The organism is Nocardiopsis synnemataformans (assembly GCF_965343085.1).
GTDB classification, from domain to species: domain Bacteria; phylum Actinomycetota; class Actinomycetes; order Streptosporangiales; family Streptosporangiaceae; genus Nocardiopsis; species Nocardiopsis alborubida.
Genome location: NZ_CBDRFA010000011.1, coordinates 1 through 17,353, shown reverse-complemented (window position 1 = coordinate 17,353; position 17,353 = coordinate 1). Strand labels below are relative to the sequence as shown.

Annotated in this window: 20 protein-coding genes; 12 read left to right on the top strand and 8 right to left on the bottom strand. The window is 70.6% G+C overall.

Annotated features, from left to right (window positions below; all coding sequences use genetic code 11):
• Window positions 1-56: 56 nt before the first annotated feature.
• The 12 genes from ACSIH6_RS08395 to ACSIH6_RS08340 all read left to right on the top strand — a co-directional run bounded on the left by ACSIH6_RS08395 (window position 57) and on the right by ACSIH6_RS08340 (window position 9,071).
• The gene (locus tag ACSIH6_RS08395) at window positions 57-287 is read left to right on the top strand and encodes an AtpZ/AtpI family protein (RefSeq protein WP_435107652.1); all 231 of its coding nucleotides are present in this window, start codon (window positions 57-59) and stop codon (window positions 285-287) included.
• A 105-nt stretch (window positions 288-392) separates the two neighbouring features.
• Entirely contained in the window at window positions 393-1,223 is an 831-nt protein-coding gene (atpB, locus tag ACSIH6_RS08390) for a F0F1 ATP synthase subunit A (protein WP_435107744.1), read from the top strand.
• A 123-nt stretch (window positions 1,224-1,346) separates the two neighbouring features.
• Window positions 1,347-1,577 (top strand): ATP synthase F0 subunit C, encoded by a 231-nt coding sequence (gene atpE, locus ACSIH6_RS08385; protein ID WP_013151386.1) that lies wholly within the window; start codon window positions 1,347-1,349, stop codon window positions 1,575-1,577.
• A 52-nt stretch (window positions 1,578-1,629) separates the two neighbouring features.
• Window positions 1,630-2,175 (top strand): F0F1 ATP synthase subunit B, encoded by a 546-nt coding sequence (gene atpF / locus ACSIH6_RS08380; protein WP_435107651.1) that lies wholly within the window; start codon window positions 1,630-1,632, stop codon window positions 2,173-2,175.
• A complete protein-coding gene (locus ACSIH6_RS08375) occupies window positions 2,175-2,999 on the top strand; it encodes a F0F1 ATP synthase subunit delta (protein WP_435107650.1) in 825 nt (274 codons plus the stop codon). The genes atpF and ACSIH6_RS08375 overlap by 1 nt, the downstream gene beginning before the upstream one ends.
• 65 nt (window positions 3,000-3,064) lie before the next feature.
• On the top strand, window positions 3,065-4,705 hold the full coding sequence (gene atpA, locus ACSIH6_RS08370) for a F0F1 ATP synthase subunit alpha (RefSeq protein WP_435107649.1): 1,641 nt from the start codon (window positions 3,065-3,067) through the stop codon (window positions 4,703-4,705).
• Between the two features lie 3 nt (window positions 4,706-4,708).
• Complete coding sequence (locus ACSIH6_RS08365; protein ID WP_435107648.1) at window positions 4,709-5,629, top strand: F0F1 ATP synthase subunit gamma; 921 nt, start codon at window positions 4,709-4,711, stop codon at window positions 5,627-5,629.
• 5 nt (window positions 5,630-5,634) lie between these two features.
• On the top strand, window positions 5,635-7,077 hold the full coding sequence (gene atpD, locus ACSIH6_RS08360; protein ID WP_435107647.1) for a F0F1 ATP synthase subunit beta: 1,443 nt from the start codon (window positions 5,635-5,637) through the stop codon (window positions 7,075-7,077).
• A 124-nt stretch (window positions 7,078-7,201) separates the two neighbouring features.
• The gene (locus ACSIH6_RS08355) at window positions 7,202-7,591 is read left to right on the top strand and encodes a F0F1 ATP synthase subunit epsilon (RefSeq protein WP_435107646.1); all 390 of its coding nucleotides are present in this window, start codon (window positions 7,202-7,204) and stop codon (window positions 7,589-7,591) included.
• Between the two features lie 30 nt (window positions 7,592-7,621).
• Complete coding sequence (locus ACSIH6_RS08350; protein WP_435107645.1) at window positions 7,622-8,104, top strand: DUF2550 domain-containing protein; 483 nt, start codon at window positions 7,622-7,624, stop codon at window positions 8,102-8,104.
• A 46-nt stretch (window positions 8,105-8,150) separates the two neighbouring features.
• Entirely contained in the window at window positions 8,151-8,462 is a 312-nt protein-coding gene (locus tag ACSIH6_RS08345) for an MTH1187 family thiamine-binding protein (RefSeq protein ID WP_435107644.1), read from the top strand.
• A 93-nt stretch (window positions 8,463-8,555) separates the two neighbouring features.
• Entirely contained in the window at window positions 8,556-9,071 is a 516-nt protein-coding gene (locus tag ACSIH6_RS08340) for a hypothetical protein (protein WP_435107643.1), read from the top strand.
• Window positions 9,072-9,226: 155 nt separating this feature from the next.
• On the opposite strand, the gene ACSIH6_RS08335 is transcribed toward ACSIH6_RS08340, so the two are convergent.
• The 8 genes from ACSIH6_RS08335 to ACSIH6_RS08300 all read right to left on the bottom strand — a co-directional run bounded on the left by ACSIH6_RS08335 (window position 9,227) and on the right by ACSIH6_RS08300 (window position 17,243).
• Entirely contained in the window at window positions 9,227-9,676 is a 450-nt protein-coding gene (locus ACSIH6_RS08335) for a hypothetical protein (protein ID WP_435107642.1), read from the bottom strand.
• 247 nt (window positions 9,677-9,923) lie between these two features.
• Window positions 9,924-10,520 carry a cob(I)yrinic acid a,c-diamide adenosyltransferase gene (locus tag ACSIH6_RS08330; protein WP_435107641.1) on the bottom strand — a complete coding sequence of 199 codons (597 nt, stop codon included), beginning with the start codon at window positions 10,518-10,520 and terminating at the stop codon, window positions 9,924-9,926.
• A 305-nt stretch (window positions 10,521-10,825) separates the two neighbouring features.
• Window positions 10,826-12,430 (bottom strand): M20/M25/M40 family metallo-hydrolase, encoded by a 1,605-nt coding sequence (locus ACSIH6_RS08325; RefSeq protein ID WP_435107640.1) that lies wholly within the window; start codon window positions 12,428-12,430, stop codon window positions 10,826-10,828.
• Between the two features lie 363 nt (window positions 12,431-12,793).
• A complete protein-coding gene (locus ACSIH6_RS08320; RefSeq protein ID WP_435107639.1) occupies window positions 12,794-13,459 on the bottom strand; it encodes a DUF1707 SHOCT-like domain-containing protein in 666 nt (221 codons plus the stop codon).
• 85 nt (window positions 13,460-13,544) lie between these two features.
• Window positions 13,545-14,177 (bottom strand): response regulator, encoded by a 633-nt coding sequence (locus tag ACSIH6_RS08315; RefSeq protein WP_435107638.1) that lies wholly within the window; start codon window positions 14,175-14,177, stop codon window positions 13,545-13,547.
• Window positions 14,174-15,481, bottom strand: coding sequence for a sensor histidine kinase (locus tag ACSIH6_RS08310; protein WP_435107637.1), 1,308 nt, complete (start codon window positions 15,479-15,481; stop codon window positions 14,174-14,176). Before ACSIH6_RS08310 ends, ACSIH6_RS08315 begins: the two co-directional genes overlap by 4 nt.
• The gene (locus tag ACSIH6_RS08305; RefSeq protein WP_435107636.1) at window positions 15,481-16,335 is read right to left on the bottom strand and encodes an ABC transporter permease; all 855 of its coding nucleotides are present in this window, start codon (window positions 16,333-16,335) and stop codon (window positions 15,481-15,483) included. The genes ACSIH6_RS08310 and ACSIH6_RS08305 overlap by 1 nt, the downstream gene beginning before the upstream one ends.
• Window positions 16,332-17,243 carry an ABC transporter ATP-binding protein gene (locus tag ACSIH6_RS08300; RefSeq protein ID WP_435107635.1) on the bottom strand — a complete coding sequence of 304 codons (912 nt, stop codon included), beginning with the start codon at window positions 17,241-17,243 and terminating at the stop codon, window positions 16,332-16,334. The genes ACSIH6_RS08305 and ACSIH6_RS08300 overlap by 4 nt, the downstream gene beginning before the upstream one ends.
• Window positions 17,244-17,353: the final 110 nt, after the last annotated feature.

Genomic DNA, 17,353 nt, shown 5'->3' with positions numbered 1-17,353 from the left:
CGACGGCTGGGGCCGAGAGTCCCCGTCCGAGCTCGCATGCTATATTCCGGAGCGAGATGAGCAGCGAACCCACCAGGAAGACACACGCGCACGAGGATTCGGTGTCGCGCCAGTCCGACGGGTGGGCCCTCTTCTCCACTCTGCTCTCGGGTGTGCTCGTCTGGAGCGCGATCGGCTGGGCCGCGGACGAGCTGTTGGGCTTCCAGGCACTGTTCCTGCCCATCGGAGCGGTTCTGGGAATGGTGGGCGCGATCTACCTGATCGTCTCCAAGTCCCGTCACTCCTGACCCCTCCAACCAGTCCGGCGTCGCGGTTCGCGCGACAACGCTCCGCAACAACCATCAACGAGGCTTTCTTGCGTCACGACGAAAGGATTCGCCGTGAGTGCTGACGTGCGCATTCTCGCGGCCGAACCGAATTGCCACTTGTTCGGTGACAACGGGTGCGGGTTCACACCGCCCACGATCGGGATGTTCTTCCCCGAGCCGTGGTACACCAACATCCCCGGCAGCGCGGGTATCGACCTCTACCTGGTCCTGCTGCTCGTCGCGGTCGGTGCCGTCCTGCTTCTGTGGTCGTGGTTCAGCCGCAAGCTGAGCCTCGTCCCCGGGCGCCGGCAGAGCGTCGGAGAGATGCTGGTCCTCTTCGTGCGCGACCAGATCACCCGTCCCACGATGGGCGCCAAGGGCGACCGGTTCCTGCCGTTCATGACGGCGGTGTTCACGCTCATCCTGGCGATGAACTTCACCGGCCTGATCCCCGGTATGTTGCCGGTCAACAGCAACCTGGCCTTCACGGCCATGCTGGCGCTGGTCATCTACGTCATGACCATCGTGATCGGAATCCGCAACCAGGGCGGCTGGGGCTACTTCCGCAACCAGATCTTCCCCCCCGGAATGCCCAAGGTGATCTACATTCTGGTCACCCCCATCGAAATCCTCTCGGTGTTCCTCATCCGGCCGGTGACGCACGCCCTCCGTCTCTTCGCGACCATGTTCGCGGGCAGCCTGCTGCTCGCCGTGTTCGCCTACGGCGGCTGGTACATGCTGAACCTGACGGCCGGGCCGGTCCTGAGTACGGTTTCGGTGCTCTTCTCCGGTGCCGCTCTGCTCGGCTACCTGGCCTTCTTCCTCTTCGAGATCCTGATCATGGCCGTCCAGGCGTTCATCTTCACGCTGCTGGCCAGCCTGTACATCAACCAGTCCCTCGAAGCGGCCCACTGAACCCCGCACACCCCTCGGTCCCCCCGGGCTGGGAAGGGGTGTGGGAAGCCACAGATCCGTCCACACCGGCGAACTGACCCATTGCGAAGCGCAACGCCGGACGTCGAGTAAAAGGAAACATCAATGGACATCGCTGCGATCACCGGCAACATCAACACCATCGGTTACGGCATCAGCGTCATCGGCGCCGGTATTGGTGTCGGTATCGTCTTCGGTCTGGGCATGCAGGCCATCGCCCGCCAGCCCGAGGCGCGCGGTCCGCTCCAGACCAACATCTACCTGGGCTTCGCCCTGATCGAGGCCCTGGCCATTCTGGGCTTCGTCCTCGCCTTCGCCGCCCCCACCGGTTCCTGACCACGGTTTGCCGGCGGAATCTGATGGCAACTGACGCGAAGGAGGGCTGACCATGTTGGTGGAGTTGGCAGCCGATTACAACATTCTGCGGATCGACTGGGTGAAGTTCACCTTCGGTGCGATCGCGCTCGCCGTGGTCTACTTCTTTGTCGCCCGCAAGGCGGTGCCGAAGGTCATGGCGGTCCTCGACGAGCGTCACGACGCCATCGAGGGCGGCATCGAGCGCGCCAAGAGGGCCGAGGCCGAGGCCGAGGGGATCCGCCAGCAGTACCGCGAGAAGCTCGAGGAGTCGCACCGCGAGTACGCCCAGGAGCTGGAGAAGGCCAAGGAGCAGCGGGCGGCGATCATCGCCGAGGCGCGCGAGGAGGCCCAGGTCGAGGCGCGTCGCATCGTCGATGCGGCCCACGCCCAGATCGAGGCCGACCGCCAGCAGGCCCTGGTGCAGCTGCGCAACGAGGTCGGTGCGCTCTCCACCGAGCTGGCGAGCCGCATCGTCGGTGAGACCCTCAGCGACGGCGCCGCCCAGAACCGCGTCATCGACCGGTTCCTGGACGAGCTGGAGCAGAGCGACAGCACGCAGCAGGCAGAGGTGCGCTGATGCGTGGTATCAGCCGCACGTCGCTGGCCGAGGTGACCCGGCGCCTGGACGAGAACGTCCTGGCGTCGGCGGGCACCCCGCAGAGCGGCGTCTCCCTGGGCAGCGAGCTCTTCGAGGTCGTCGCCCTGCTGGGGAGCGAGCACTCGCTGCGCCGCTGGCTCGCCGACCAGGCGAACCCGGCCGAGGCCAAGACCGGCCTGATCGGGCAGCTCCTGGAGACCCGGGTGTCGCCGTCCGCGGTCCTCGTGGCCGGTGACGTGGTCTCGGCCAGGTGGTCGGGCCCGCGCGACCTGGTGGACGCGATGGAGCGGATGGCGGTCTACGCGACCGTCGCCCAGCTCCAGAGCGCCTCGGGGCTCGACGAGCTGGAGGACGAGCTGTTCCGCTTCCAGCGGATCGTCATCGCCCAGCCCGAGCTGCGCGACGCCCTCACCCGCGACGGGGTCGCCCCCGAGAAGCGCCTCTCCCTCGTGGAGAGCCTGCTCTCGGGCAAGGTGAACCCCGCGACGCTGGTCCTGGTCGGAGAAGCGGTCACCCGGCCCAGGGGCCGTACCCTGGAGCAGGCGCTGGACAACTTCGGACAGCTCGTCGCCGAGCGCGCCAAGCGCTACGTCGCCGTCGTCCGCAGCGCCGTCGCCCTGAGCGAGCAACAGCAGTCCCGGCTCGGAGCCGCGCTCTCGCGCGCCTACGGCCGCGACATCCACCTCAACATCGAGGTCGCCCCCGAGATCGTGGGTGGCCTGTCCATCCAGGTGGGTGACGAGGTCATCGACGGGACCATCGCCGGGCGTATCGCCGAGGCCCAACGCCGCCTGGCCGGCTGACAGAACGCAAGGCAAGCACGCACGGCGCCAGCCCGGCGCCATTTGAGAGCAAGGACAACGTAGAGATGGCGGAGCTGACGATCCGGCCGGACGAGATCCGGGACGCGCTACAGCGCTTCGTCCAGTCGTACGAGCCTGAAGCCACCCGCGCGGAAGAGGTCGGTACCGTCACCTACTCCGGTGACGGCATCGCCCGCGTCGGTGGCCTTCCCTCGGCGATGGCGAACGAGCTGCTCCAGTTCGAGGACGGCACCCTGGGCCTGGCCCAGAACCTCGAGATCGGTGAGATCGGTGTCGTCGTGCTGGGTGACTTCACCAGCATCGAGGAGGGCCAGAAGGTGCGCCGCACCGGCCAGCTCCTCTCGGTGCCGGTGGGTGACGACTTCCTCGGCCGCGTGGTGGACCCCCTGGGCGCTCCCATCGACGGCAAGGGCGAGATCGAGTCGACCGAGCGCCGCGAGCTGGAGCTCCAGGCTGCCTCCGTGATGGAGCGCAAGCCCGTCCACGAGCCGCTCCAGACCGGCATCAAGGCGATCGACTCGATGACCCCGATCGGCCGCGGCCAGCGCCAGCTGGTCATCGGCGACCGGCAGACCGGCAAGACCGCGGTCTGCATCGACGCGATCATCAACCAGAAGGCCAACTGGGAGTCGGGCGACCCCGACAAGCAGGTGCGCTGCATCTACGTCGCGATCGGCCAGAAGGGCTCGACCATCGCCGGTGTGCGTGGCGCCCTCGAAGAGGCCGGCGCGATGGAGTACACCACCATCGTCGCCGCCCCGGCGTCCGAGGCGGCCGGCTTCAAGTACCTGGCCCCCTACACCGGCTCGGCCCTGGGCCAGCACTGGATGTACGAGGGCAAGCACGTCCTCGTCGTCTTCGACGACCTCACCAAGCAGGCCGAGGCCTACCGCGCGGTGTCGCTGCTGCTGCGCCGCCCGCCGGGCCGCGAGGCCTACCCCGGTGACGTCTTCTACCTGCACTCCAGGCTGCTGGAGCGCTGCGCCAAGCTCTCCGACGAGATGGGCAAGGGGTCGATGACCGCCCTGCCGATCATCGAGACCAAGGCGGGCGACGTCTCGGCGTACATCCCCACCAACGTCATCTCCATCACCGACGGCCAGGTCTTCCTGGAGTCGGACCTGTTCAACCAGGGCCAGCGCCCGGCGATCAACGTCGGTGTGTCGGTCTCCCGTGTCGGTGGCGCCGCGCAGACCAAGGCGATGAAGAAGGTCTCCGGCACCCTGCGTCTGGGCCTGGCCCAGTACCGCGAGCTGGAGGCGTTCTCCGCCTTCGGTTCGGACCTGGACGCCGTCTCCAAGCAGCAGCTGGAGCGCGGTGCCCGTCTGATGGAGCTCCTCAAGCAGGGCCAGTACTCGCCGTTCTCCATGGAGAAGCAGGTCGTCTCGATCTGGGCCGGCACCACCGGCCGCGTCGACGACGTCCCGGTCGAGGACGTGCGCCGCTTCGAGGAGGACTTCCTGGACCACCTGGACCGCGAGCACTCGGGCATCCTCGACAACATCCGTGAGAGCGGCAAGTTCGAGGACGAGACCCAGAAGTCCCTCGACTCCGCGCTGGAGAAGTTCAAGCAGGGCTTCCAGACCTCCGCCGGAACCCTCCTGGGCACCGAGGCCGAGGCCGAGGCGCTGGACCAGGAGAAGGTCGGCCAGGAGACCATCAAGGTCGCCAAGGGCGGGAAGTAACCCATGGGTGCACAGCTTCGCGTCTATCGCCGGAGGATCCGCTCGACGAAGTCGATGGCGAAGATCACCCGCGCGATGGAGCTCATCGCCACGACGCGCATCACCAAGGCGCAGCGTGCGGCGGAGGCTGCTGGGCCCTACGCGCGGGAGATCACCCGGGCGGTCTCGGCCCTGGCCAGCCGGGTGACCGATCACCCGCTGCTGACCGAGGCCGAGAACCCCACCCGCGCCGCCGTCCTGGTCATCACCAGCGACAAGGGCCTGGCGGGCGCCTTCTCGACCAACGTGCTCAAGGAGGCGGACTCCCTCACCCAGCTCCTGCGGGAGCAGGGCAAGGAGGTCCTCACCTACATGGTGGGCCGCAAGGGCGTGGGCTTCTACAAGTTCCGCGACCGCCCCCTGGAGGCGCAGTGGGAGGGCTTCACCGAGCGCCCCACCTACGCGCACGCCCAGGAGATCGGCTCCGCCCTCATGGAGAAGTTCTCCGCCGACACCGCCGAGGGCGGTGTCGACGAGATCCACGTGGTCTCCACGGAGTTCGTCTCGATGCTGACCCAGCGCGCAGGGACCGTCCGGGCCCTGCCGCTGGAGGTGGAGGAGGTCGACAGCTCCGAGCTCGAGGCCGCGCACGGAGGCGAGCCGCTTCCGCTGTACGAGTTCGAGCCCTCGGCGGAGGAGGTCCTGGACCAGCTGCTGCCGCAGTACGTCGTCAACAGGATCTACTTCTCGCTCCTGGAGTCGTCCGCCTCCCAGCAGGCCTCCCGTCGCGCCGCCATGAAGGCGGCCACGGACAACGCCGAGGAACTCGCCAAGAACCTGACCCGTCTGGCCAACCAGGCACGTCAGGCTGAGATCACCAATGAGCTCAGTGAGATTGTCGGCGGTGCCGACGCGCTCGCTGCTGCCAGCGCGGGAAGTGAGTAACAAAAGTGACTGCGACAGTTGAAGGGACGGCTGGGGCTGGCACCGCCACCGGCCGGATCTCCCGGGTCACCGGCCCGGTCGTCGACGTGGAGTTCCCCGTCGGCTCCCTGCCTGCCATCTACAACGCCCTGCACACCGACGTGACCATCGGCGGCAAGGCCAAGACCATCACGATGGAGGTCGCCCAGCACCTGGGTGACAACCTCGTGCGCACGGTCTCCCTGGCCCCGCAGGACGGCCTCGTCCGCGGCGCCGAGGTGCGCGACACCGGCGCGCCCATCAGCGTGCCCGTCGGCGACGTCGTCAAGGGCCACGTGTTCAACACCCTGGGCGAGTCCCTGGACGTGCCGACCGCGGAGCTGGGCGTCACCGAGCGCTGGCCGATCCACCGCAAGGCCCCGGCCTTCGACCAGCTCGAGTCCAAGACCGAGATGATGGTCACGGGCATCAAGGTCATCGACCTGCTCACCCCGTACGTGCGGGGTGGCAAGATCGGCCTGTTCGGCGGCGCCGGTGTGGGCAAGACCGTGCTCATCCAGGAGATGATCACGCGTATCGCCCGCAACTTCGGTGGTGTGTCCGTGTTCGCCGGTGTCGGCGAGCGCACCCGTGAGGGTACGGACCTCTTCCTGGAGATGGACGAGATGGAGGTCCTCCAGGACACCGCCCTCGTCTTCGGCCAGATGGACGAGCCCCCCGGCACCCGTCTGCGGGTGGCCCTGTCCGCTCTGACGATGGCGGAGTACTTCCGCGACGTCCAGAAGCAGGACGTGCTGCTGTTCATCGACAACATCTTCCGTTTCACCCAGGCGGGTTCGGAGGTCTCCACGCTGCTGGGCCGCATGCCCTCGGCCGTGGGCTACCAGCCCAACCTGGCGGACGAGATGGGCCAGCTCCAGGAGCGGATCACCTCGACCCGCGGCCACTCGATCACCTCGATGCAGGCGATCTACGTGCCCGCGGACGACTACACCGACCCGGCTCCGGCGACCACCTTCGCCCACCTGGACGCGACGACCGAGCTCTCCCGCCCGATCTCGCAGAAGGGCATCTACCCGGCGGTCGACCCGCTGACCTCCACCTCCCGCATCCTCGACCCGCAGTACGTGGGCGAGGAGCACTACCAGGTGGCCCAGCGCGTCAAGGAGATCCTCCAGCGCAACAACGACCTCCAGGACCAGATCGCCATCCTCGGTATGGACGAGCTGTCCGAGGAGGACAAGATCGTCGTCAACCGGGCACGCCGGATCGAGCGCTTCCTGTCGCAGAACATGTTCGTGGCGGAGAAGTTCACCAACAACCCGGGCGTGTTCGTGCCCCTGGAGGAGACCATCTCCTCCTTCAGGGCGCTGTGCGACGGTGAGTACGACCACCTGCCCGAGCAGGCGTTCCTCGACGTCGGCAACATCGACATGGCCGTCGAGAAGGCCAAGAAGCTACAGGGTTAGAACCGCGCGTAGCGTCCGCCGAGGGTGGTGGCGGGCGACGGGCGGGCTAGTTCTCCGGCCGGGCCGGTCCCCCAGTCGGGGACCGGCCCGGCCGAATCACCCGCTAGCCGAGGAGTTTGTGGCAGTGTCGAAGAAGCTTTTCGTCGAGATCGTCTCGCCCGAACGTGAGATTTGGGCGGGCGAGGGCGACATGGTCATCGCGAAGACCGTCGAGGGTGAGATGGGCGTCATGCCGGGGCACGTCCCGGTGCTGTCCCTGCTCGCCCACGACGCGGTCGTTCGCGTGCTGGGTGCGCGGGAGACCGGCGAGGTCCGGGCCGCCGCGCACGGCGGGTTCGTCTCGGTGTCGGGTGAGGGACGCGTCTCCATCCTTGCCGAGACCGCAGAGCTCGCCGAGGACATCGATGTGAACCGTGCGCGCACGGCGCTGAGGAACGCGGCCGAGGCCGGCGACACCGACGCCCTGGGCCGTGCCAACAGCCGCCTGCGGGCTGCGGGCGAGGAAGTCGCCTAGCGTACCGGGACGGCGGAACGAGTGGTGGGCATGCAACGGCTCCGGCCCGGAGCACCCTGGTGGGAGTCCGCGCTGTGGGTGTTGCTCGCCCTGCTCGTCGTCCTCCTGGTGCTGGCACTCGCCGTCACCCTGCGCCGCTGGATCCTGGTACGGCGCGGCGGCGCGGTGGAGTGCTACCTGCGCGCCGTCGGGGTGCCGGGCAGCCGGGGGTCCTGGCGCATCGGCTTCGGCCGGTACGGCACGGAGAACCTGGGCTGGTTCCCGATCTTCTCACTCAGACCGCGGCCGACAGCCAAGCTGTCGCGCCGCGGTCTCGTCGTCGTGGGGCGGCGCGCCCCCGCCGGGGGCGAGGACCTGCCGGTGGACCTCACCGTGCTCCAGGTGGGCTGGCTGCTCGCCGACGGCTCCGACCCCCGCGAGGCGGCGTACGAGATCGCCATGAGCGAGGGCACGCAGACCGGCTTCCTGTCGTGGCTGGAGTCGATGCCCCCGGGAACCCACTGGGAGAGTTGAGGTCCCCCGCGTGGGTGGTTCCCCCGTGCGCCCCTGTGTGCCTAGCATGGCTGGCATGAGCACGATCGTCGCTTTCTCCGTAGCCCCTCTCGGAACCGGTGAGTCCGTCACCCCCGCCGTCGCCCGCGCGGTGAGGGTGGTCCGGGAGAGCGGACTGCCCAACGAGACCTCCGCCATGTTCACCAGCGTCGAGGGTGAGTGGGACGAGGTCATGGACGTCGTCAAGCGCGCCGTGCAGGCCGCGGGGGAGGGCTCCTCCCGGGTCAGCCTCACCCTCAAGGCCGACGTCCGCGAGGGCGTCACCGACGGCCTGCGCACCAAGGTCGAGGCCGTCGAGCGCGAACTCGGCGGCGCCTGAACCCGGGCCCCAGCCGGACCTTCACGGGACACGGCGCCGCCGTGCCCCGTGTCCCCTTCCCCTGGGCGGCCGGACACGGCAGGATGCGGTTCCATGCTCGCCTCGCGACTTCCCCGGCTCCTGGGCCCCGCCCTCCTCGTTCCCTTGCTCACCGCCTGCCAGCCCGCGGGCGGCCACGTCGGCGCCGTGGCCACGGGCCACTTCTCCGCCGCGCACGAGTTCCCCGTGCTGGTCGTGGCCTGGTGCGGTGACGCCGTCCCCCGCCAGATCGACCTGTCCGGCGGCGGACAGCGGATCCACCTGACCGCCACCCGTGACTTCGAGGGCAACCGGACCGAGGTGGACCTGGCCGCCCCCGGTGACGCCTGGCGGATCACCGACGGCGACGGACGACAGGTCTACCGCCTGGTTCCGGAGTCGGAGCGGGAGGAGTACGTCGTCGGGATCGGCTCGCGGGAGGCCCCGCCGGGCGAGGAGACCGAGCACGACATCGGCACGGTCGCGTTCACGACCGGTGTGCTGGCCGAGGACCAGGGCGTGTACGCCACCGCCGGGGGGTCGGCCGAGGCGGAGTTCGTCCCGGAGGAGGAGTTCCCGCCCGAGTGCTGAGGGCCCCGCGTGCCGGGGTCCGCGCGTGCTGAGGATCCCGCCCCGGTGTGTCTCCGTGACGAGCCATGCCCCCGGCCGCCCGGGGGCGTGGCTTCGCGCACAGGGGCGCGCCCGGCCCGTGGGAGGGTGACGGGCCGGGCGCGGTCAGGGGGCGGTCAGCCGACCTGCGGGTGGGTGTGCCCGTCCGGGACCGCGACGCCCGAGAAGTACTCCTTGGCGGTCGCGGTGTTGGCCAGGACGGCCACCGTGACGGCGAAGAGCGCCGCGACGATCTCGGGGACCCCGCTGACCGGGGTGAACAGCAGCGCCAGGATCACGACGGCGTAGACCGTGTTGACCGTGGTCACCGAGGTGCGGACGCCGTCGCGGTTCCGGTTGACCATGGCGGCCAGGACGGCCGACAGCGCGCCGTAGACCAGGCCGATGGCCGCGCCGGTCAGCACGGCCCAGGCGGGCACCTGTGCGCTCTCGGCGATCATCGGGACGGTGGCCATGGCGGTGGCACCGACGAGGGCCAGCAGGCTCATGACGATCTGGTAGGCCGCGATCAGGATCAGCAGGACGAAGACCGCCGTGACGGTCGCCGGTCTGGCTCTGGTGGTCATCTGGGTTCCTTCCTTCGTCCGTTCCTGTGTCAGGAACCCATAACCCCAGTCCTGCGGAGGACACGCGTCCCACCGGACGATTTCCGTCCGCGCAGGTCGCGAACGCCCATGGGGACGGGGTTCCGGGGCGGGGGAGGCCCCGGGACGGTCGGGGAGCGCGAAGGGGTCCCGCTCAGGCGGAGCGGGACCCCTCGGGTACGGACGGGCGGCCGGGCGCGGTCCGGAGACCGCGACGGGGGCCGGGGCGCTAGCGTTCGCCGCCGGGCTTCCACAGGACCTCGTCGCCCTCCCGGGCGACGTACCGGCCGAGGATGAACAGCAGGTCGGAGAGCCGGTTGAGGTACTGGGCGGTGAGCGGGTTGACGGTCTCGCCGTGCTCCTCGACGGCCGCCCACACGCTGCGCTCGGCCCGCCGGACCACGATCCGGGCGGTGTGCATGAGCGCCACGGTGGGGGATCCCCCGGGCAGGATGAAGCTGCGCAGGGTGGGCAGGTCGGCGTTGTAGGTGTCGCAGGCCTCCTCCAGCCGGGTGACGTACTCGGGCAGGACCCGCAGCGGCGGGTACTCCGGGTCGGGCACGATCGGTGTGGACAGGTCGGCGCCCAGGTCGAACAGCTCGTTCTGGACCCGTCCGAGCAGGACCCGGACGTCGTCGGGCAGGTCGCCCAGCGCCAGGGCGGTGCCGAGGGCGGCGTTGGCCTCCTCGGTGTCGGCGTAGCCCACCAGGCGCGTGTCGTTCTTGCCGGTCCGGCTCATGTCGCCGAGCGCCGTCGTCCCGGCGTCGCCGGTGCGCGTGTAGATCTTCGACAGCACGACCGGCTTGTCGGTGTCCCGTTTGGTCATGCCCCCACCCTAGGGTTCGGCGACGCTCCGGCGGGTGCGGCGGTGGGGCAGAAACGCCCGGTGTGACGGAGGATAACTGTTCAGTATCAGCGTGTGAAGGTGACGCAACTCACTGATACATTGGGAAACCAGGGGGCTACCGAAAGTAGTCTCCGGCGGTGTCCGTGTGCGGCATCCGGGTGCCAGAGGGGGTCACCCGGGAGCCGCGGAGGGGGAGGCACCGCGGCGGGCGGCGTGGAACCGGGGGGTTCACGCCGCCCGCCCCGCTGTGCGGGAGCACGCCCCTCACACGGGTCGTGCGGGGACTACATCAGCCAGCCGTCGCCCAGGCGCGGGAAGCTGGGCGCGGCCGTCGTGCGCAGCACCCCGTTCACCGGCAGGGTGCTCTGGGCGAAGAACTCCACGCCGTGCGCACCGGCCGCGGACAGTTCGGCCACCGAGTCCCAGTTGATGTTCTCCATGGTGTCGTCGGCGGTGTGGTAGTACGGGTCGAACTGCTCGCCCGCCGTACCGCCGTACCACTCGACCTGCTCCTCGGTCTTGACGCCGTCGGCGCCGCTGAACAGGCCGCCCGACGGGATGCCCGCGGTCATGAACGCCTGGTAGTCGCTGCGTCCGCTCAGCACGCCGGGCTCGCTGACCTGGTCCTGGGCGGCGAAGTAGTCCTCGAAGACCTTCGCGATCGCTCCGGAGCCCGACGGGGCGGCCACGGACCCGGGCAGCTCCATCCGGCCGTCCAGGACGAACCGGCCGTAGTTGTGCGAGCCGATCATGTCGAAGTTGAGGTAGAGGGCGATGTCCTCGACCTCCTGCGCGGTCAGGTCCTCCACGTACCGGGTGGAGCCGACCAGGCCCTCCTCCTCGGTGCCCCAGAAGGCGAACCGCACCTTGTTGTTGGGCTCCTCCTGCTCGGCCAGCTGGATGGCGGTCTCCAGCAGGAAGGCCGTGCCGCTGCCGTTGTCGTTGATGCCGGGGCCGTCCGCGACGCTGTCGAGGTGGCCGCCCACGACCACCACGTTGTCGTCCCGGCCGTCCGGGGTCTCGGCCAGCACGCTGTAGGAGATCTCGTTGCTGACCTCGGCGTCCACGCTCACCCGCAGCTCCAGGCCCTCGGCGGCCAGCAGTTCGGCGCCCAGCGTCCCGGACACGCCCAGGGCGGGGATGGCGGAGTGCTCGCCCACGGTGCCCAGGAAGACCTCGTCCTCGTTGTTGACCACCAGGGCGGCCGCGGCCCCCGCGGCGGCGGCGTTGTCCACCTTGTCCGAGAACGGGCAGGTGCCGCGCACGGTGATCGCGATCGCGCCCTCGGGGAAGCCGGCGAAGTCGTCGGGGGAGCAGCCGCTCGCGGCGCTGTCGGCGTTGACGGCCACCGCCGGGGCGGTGACGTCGCCCGAGCCGGAGTAGCTCATGGTCGCGTAGTCGGTGTCGACCTCGTAGGCGGCCTGCTCCGGCGCGGTCTGGGCCAGGACGGACGGGGAGTTCTCCCGCCACAGCTCGTACTCGTACTCGTGCCGGTAGGGCTCGTACCCCGCGCGCTCCAGCTGGTCCTCGACGTAGAGGGCGGCGACGTCGTAGCCGGGGGTGTTCGTGGCCCGGTTGCCGCCGTTGTACTCGGCGATGGTGTCGAGGTTCTCCAGGTGTTCGCGGATGGCCTCCGAGCTCACCCGCTCGGACAGCGGCGGGTCCTCGCTCGGCCTGCCCGCGTGCGCGGGCGGACCCGCGTGCTCGGGGGCGCGGGAGTGGTCCGGGGGCCCGGCGTGCCCGGGCGGTCCGGGCTCGGCGTGGGCGGGGGAGGACGCCAGGGCGGCGACGGTCATCAGGACGGCCGCTGCACCGGCCGTGGCGGCGCGGCGCCGGGATGCGGGGACGGCCGCTCCGCGCGGCGGCCTGCCTTCGGAACTGGGGCGCAAGGATCTTCCTCCGGAGTGCGGGGGTCCACCGCTCCTTGGAGTCGGGGGATGGACACCTTGGGTAGGCGAAGTACCGATGCAGCCTGACACCGCGGAGGTGGTCTCGGCAAGGACCGATGACCACAATTGCCACAATCAGCCACAGACCTTACACATGGGGTGTCAGTGTGGTTCCATGGACGGCCCCGGGCGAGCAGAACGTCTTGTCCGAGGGTGCGCGTTCCCCCGGAGGAACGGGCCTCAGCCTGTGGGGGGTTGGTTCGGGCGCCCGAACACAAGAAGGATCGCGCCGTAGGCGTCCGTTGAGGGTGGTGACGGGCGACGGGTGGGGCGAAGCGAAGCGGAGGCCCAAAGAGACACGGCCTACTCCTCGATCTCGTCCTGGTGTTTGCGCGGCTTGTACTCGACGCCCACCCCGCCCATCACGGCGATGCCCCGGATGTGCACGACCGGCGCGTCCGGGTCCACCACGCTGGGAGTGTTCTCGGAGACGCCGAAGCCGCCCATGAGCGGCAGGCCGTGCACCCGCACCTGCACGTCGTCGGGCACGGTGATGCCCACCCCGCCCATGACGGCGCAGACCCAGATGCTGGTCTCGCGCTGGGTGAACCGGGCCTCGCGCAGGTCCAGCTCGATCCCGCCCATCACCGCGAAGGCGGTGAAGGTGCCCGGCACGACCCAGTTGCCCGACCGGTCGGCGCCGCCCATGACGACGACCGCGGCCCGGCTGGTGGGCTCCTGGTCCACGATCCGGCCGCCGCCGTAGAGCGGCCGGGGCGAACGGAAGTCGGCGGGCGCGACGGAGGCGCCGGGACCGTTCGGCGCCGGGAGGTCCTCGGTGAGGGGGACCAGCTCGCCGATGGTCTTGGCCCGGTACACCGCGTCCAGCCGCTCGCTGTGCTCGTCCGGGTCCAGGCGCCCCTCGGCGAGGGCTTCACGCAGGCGGTGCGCGACGGAGTCACGGTCGGCGTCGGAGGCGCGCATCCGGCCGTGCTCGGGGGGAGTGGCTTCGCTCATCGTTTCCACCATAGGACCATTCTTCCGGCGCCGCGCGGCGCGCCGCATCGGGGAGGTTCCCCGAGACGACCCTGAGACCCGGGCCCGCGGGCCCGGGTCAGTCCTCGGGGAGTAGCCCGCGGCGGATCGCCTGGCTCACCGCGGCCGTCCGGTCGCTCACGCCGAGCTTGTCGTAGACCCGCATCAGATGGGTCTTCACCGTGGTCGCACTGATGTGCAGGACGCGTCCGATCGCCGCGTTGGTGCGCCCCTCGGAGGCCAGGCGCAGCACCTCCACCTCGCGGGGCGACAGGGCGGCGGCGGGTTCGCCGCGCTCGCGCATGCCGGTGAACAGCTTGCCCGCCAGCCGCCCGCTCAGGACGGTCCCCCCGCGCGCCGCGGCGCGCACGGCCTCGGCCAGCTCCGCGCGCGGGGTGTCCTTGAGCAGGTAGCCGGTGGCGCCCGCCTCCACCGCGCGCAGGATGTCGCCGTCGGTGTCGTAGGTGGTGAGCACCAGCACGTGCGTGCCGGGCCGCTCGGCGCTGATGCGCTCGGTGGCCTCCACCCCGTCGCCGCCGGGCATGCGCAGGTCCATCAGCACCACGTCCGGCTCCAGCTCGGCCGCCCGGACGACCGCCTCGGGGCCGGAGGCGGCCTCGCCCACGACGGTGAGGTCGGCCTCGGCGGCGAGCATGCCGCGGATGCCCTCGCGGACCACCGGGTGGTCGTCGACCAGCAGGACACGGATCACGGTGCGCACTCCTCGTCACCTCGTGGAACGTTCGAGGGCAGGGGCAGCGACATCCGGACGCGGGTGCCGCGCCCGGGGGCGCTGTCCACCTCCAGGACGCCGCCGGCGTCGTCGGCCCGGTGCCGCATGTTCGCCAGCCCGTTCCCGGACGAGGGCCTGCCGGGGTCGAAGCCGACGCCGTCGTCGGTGACGGACAGCTCCACCGGGCCGGGGCTTCCGTCGGCGGTTCGCGTGTACTCCAGGGTCACCCGCACGTGCCCGGCCCCGGCGTGCCTGCGGACGTTGGCCAGGGCCTCCTGCGCGGTGCGCAGCAGGCAGATCTGGAAGTCGTTGGACAGGGTGGCCGGGGCGCCGAGCACCGCGGTGTCCACGGGGACGCCGAGTTCGCCACCCAGGCGGAAGGCGACCCTGTCCAGGGCGGCCTCCAGGGTCTGGCTGTCCAGGCCCACCGGCTGGCGGGCGGCCACCATGGCCCGCGCCTCGGCGAGGTTCTCGGCGGCGGTCTCGCGCATCAGGGCGAGGTGGCGCCGGGCCAGCGCGGGGTCGGCGTCCATCTCCGACTCCACCGCCTGGGTCAGCGCGACGATGCTGGTGAAGCCCTGGGCGAGGGTGTCGTGCATCTCGCGCGCCAGGCGCTCGCGCTCGGCCATGGCCCCGGTCTCCTCCGACAGCCGTGCGACCTCCAAGCGGCTCTCGCGCAGTTCCCTGATCAGCTCGGACCGCTCGTAGCTCTGATCGATGATCCGCCCCAGCCAGCCGCCGAACCACAGCGTGTAGCCCACCATCACGCCGTTGACCAGGATGTTGACGGCGACGTTGTCCCACTCGCTCATCCCGAGCAGGCCGCGCAGCGGCATCGGGACCAGCAGGATCAGGGCCACCGTCGAGACAGCGGCCGGCATCGGGGCGGTGATGAAGCACAGCGGGGCCACGGCCACGATCAGGAAGGTCAGGGTGGGGTTGACCGTCACCGCGGGCAGGCACAGCACGAGCAGGACGGCCATGAGGACCGTCGGGCGGACGCGCTCCTCGCGCAGCATCAGCCGCTTGCCGAACAGGTGGTACACAGCCGCCACCGCTGCCATGACGCCCACGAGCGGCCACCGCCAGAAGGGGTCGCTGGTGATCAGCGCCACGGCCACCATGGCCGCCATCACGGAGGTGAAGTACACGTCCCACCACACGCCCAGGTCCCAGGCGTGCCGTTCGTCGCGCTCCTCCTCCGCGGGCGGGGCCACGACGGGCCCGGGAGACGGCGCGGTCGGGGCGGGGCCGTCCCCCGGAGCCCGTGCGGCCACGGCCATCACCCGTCCTTCCGCGTCTTCCACCGGAACGTCAGCAGTACCAGCGCCAAGCCCACCACACACCACACGCCCAGCGCGAGGGCGACCGAGGGCAGGTCCCACGCCCCGCCGGGTTCGAGGGCGGCCATCTCGGCGGGGAAGAACGCCGCGCGCAGGCCCTGCGCCATCCACATCAGCGGGAAGAGCGCGGCGGCGTCGAGCACCCAGTCGGGCAGGGCGATGACCGGCACGAAGATGCCCGAGATGAACTGGAGGATGAGGAAGGGCACGACCACGATGCCGGAGGCGGAGCGGACGTTGCGGGCCAGGGAGCTGATCGCGATGCCCAGCAGGGAACAGGAGACGGTGCCCAGCACGAACACCCACGCCAGCGTCGCCCAGGCGGCGGGGTCGTCGGGCATGCGCGCGCCGAAGGCCAGGACGGCCACGCCCAGCAGCAGGACCAGCTGGCCCAGGGCCAGGAACAGCACCACCACGGTCTTGCCGACGAAGTAGGCGGTCGGCGGCATCGGGGTGCCGCGCAGGCGGCGCAGACCGCCCTGCTCGCGCTCGTTGGCGATGCTCAGGCCCAGCTGCTGGAAGCTGACCGACATCAGGCCCATCGCCACCAGGCCCGGCAGGTAGTAGTCCACGGCGGGCATGCCCATGTCGAACATGCCGTCGAAGATCGACGAGAACATCACCAGGATCAGCGCGGGCAGGGAGAAGGTGAAGATCACGCTCTCCCACTCGTGCACGAACTCGCGGATCTCCAGCCACCCCCGGGACAGCCCGACACGCAGTGCGCCGGGCAGGCGGTCGGAGGAGGCCGGGACGGCGGGGTCGGCGGGGGTGCGTTCGGTCGCGGTGCTCACGCGGACACCTTCCTCTCGGCGGGGCGGTCGCGGCCGTTCCTGTCGTCGCTTCCGTCGCCGTCCCGGCCGTCCTCGCCGATCAGGCCGAGGTAGACGTCCTCCAGAGTGGGGCGGTGCACGCTTAGCCCCGGGACCTCGCCGGAGAACAGGGCGGACAGCTCACCCACCACCCGGGCGGGCTCGTCGGTGCGGGTCTCGCGGCGCTGCCCGTCGACCGTCCAGCCGACGGTGGCCTGGGCCGAGGCGCGCCCGCCCAGGGTGGAGGGGGAGCCCTGCGCGCGTACCCTGCCGCGCGCGATCACGCACACGCGGTCGGCGAGCGCCTCGGCCTCCTCCAGGTAGTGCGTGGTCAGGACGATGGTGGTGCCGCCCCGGGCCAGGTCGCCGATCAGCGTCCAGAAGTCGCGCCGGGCCCTGGGGTCGAACCCGGTGGTGGGCTCGTCCAGGAACAGCAGCTCCGGTCTGCCGACGATGCCCAGGGCCACGTCCAGGCGGCGGCGCTGCCCGCCGGACAGGGACGTCACCCGCGCCCGGGACTTCTCACCGAGGCCGACCAGGTCGACCACCGCGTCGGGGTCGCGGGGGTCGGGGTAGTAGCCCGCGAAGTGGCGGACCACCTCGCGCACGGACAGCTGGGGGATCATGGCCTCCCCCTGCCAGACCACGCCGATGCGCGAGCGCCACCGGCGCCCGGCGGTGCCGGGGTCCTCGCCCAGAACGCGGACGGTGCCGTCGTCGCGTCGCCGGAATCCCTCCAGGATCTCGACGGTGGTGGACTTGCCCGCGCCGTTGGGGCCGAGAAGGGAGAAGACCTCGCCGCGCGGGACGCTCAGGTCGATTCCGGCGACGGCCTCGTCGTCGCCGTACTTCTTGCGGAGGCCGTGGACCTCGATCGCTGTCTCGCTCATGCCACCGACTCTCCCCCGGGCGGGGCCTTCGGGGTATCGGCCGCCGGGCCGTACCCGTGTCCTCCGGATGGAGGACGGCACCACGACCAAGGGAGGGGGAGCAGCGGAAC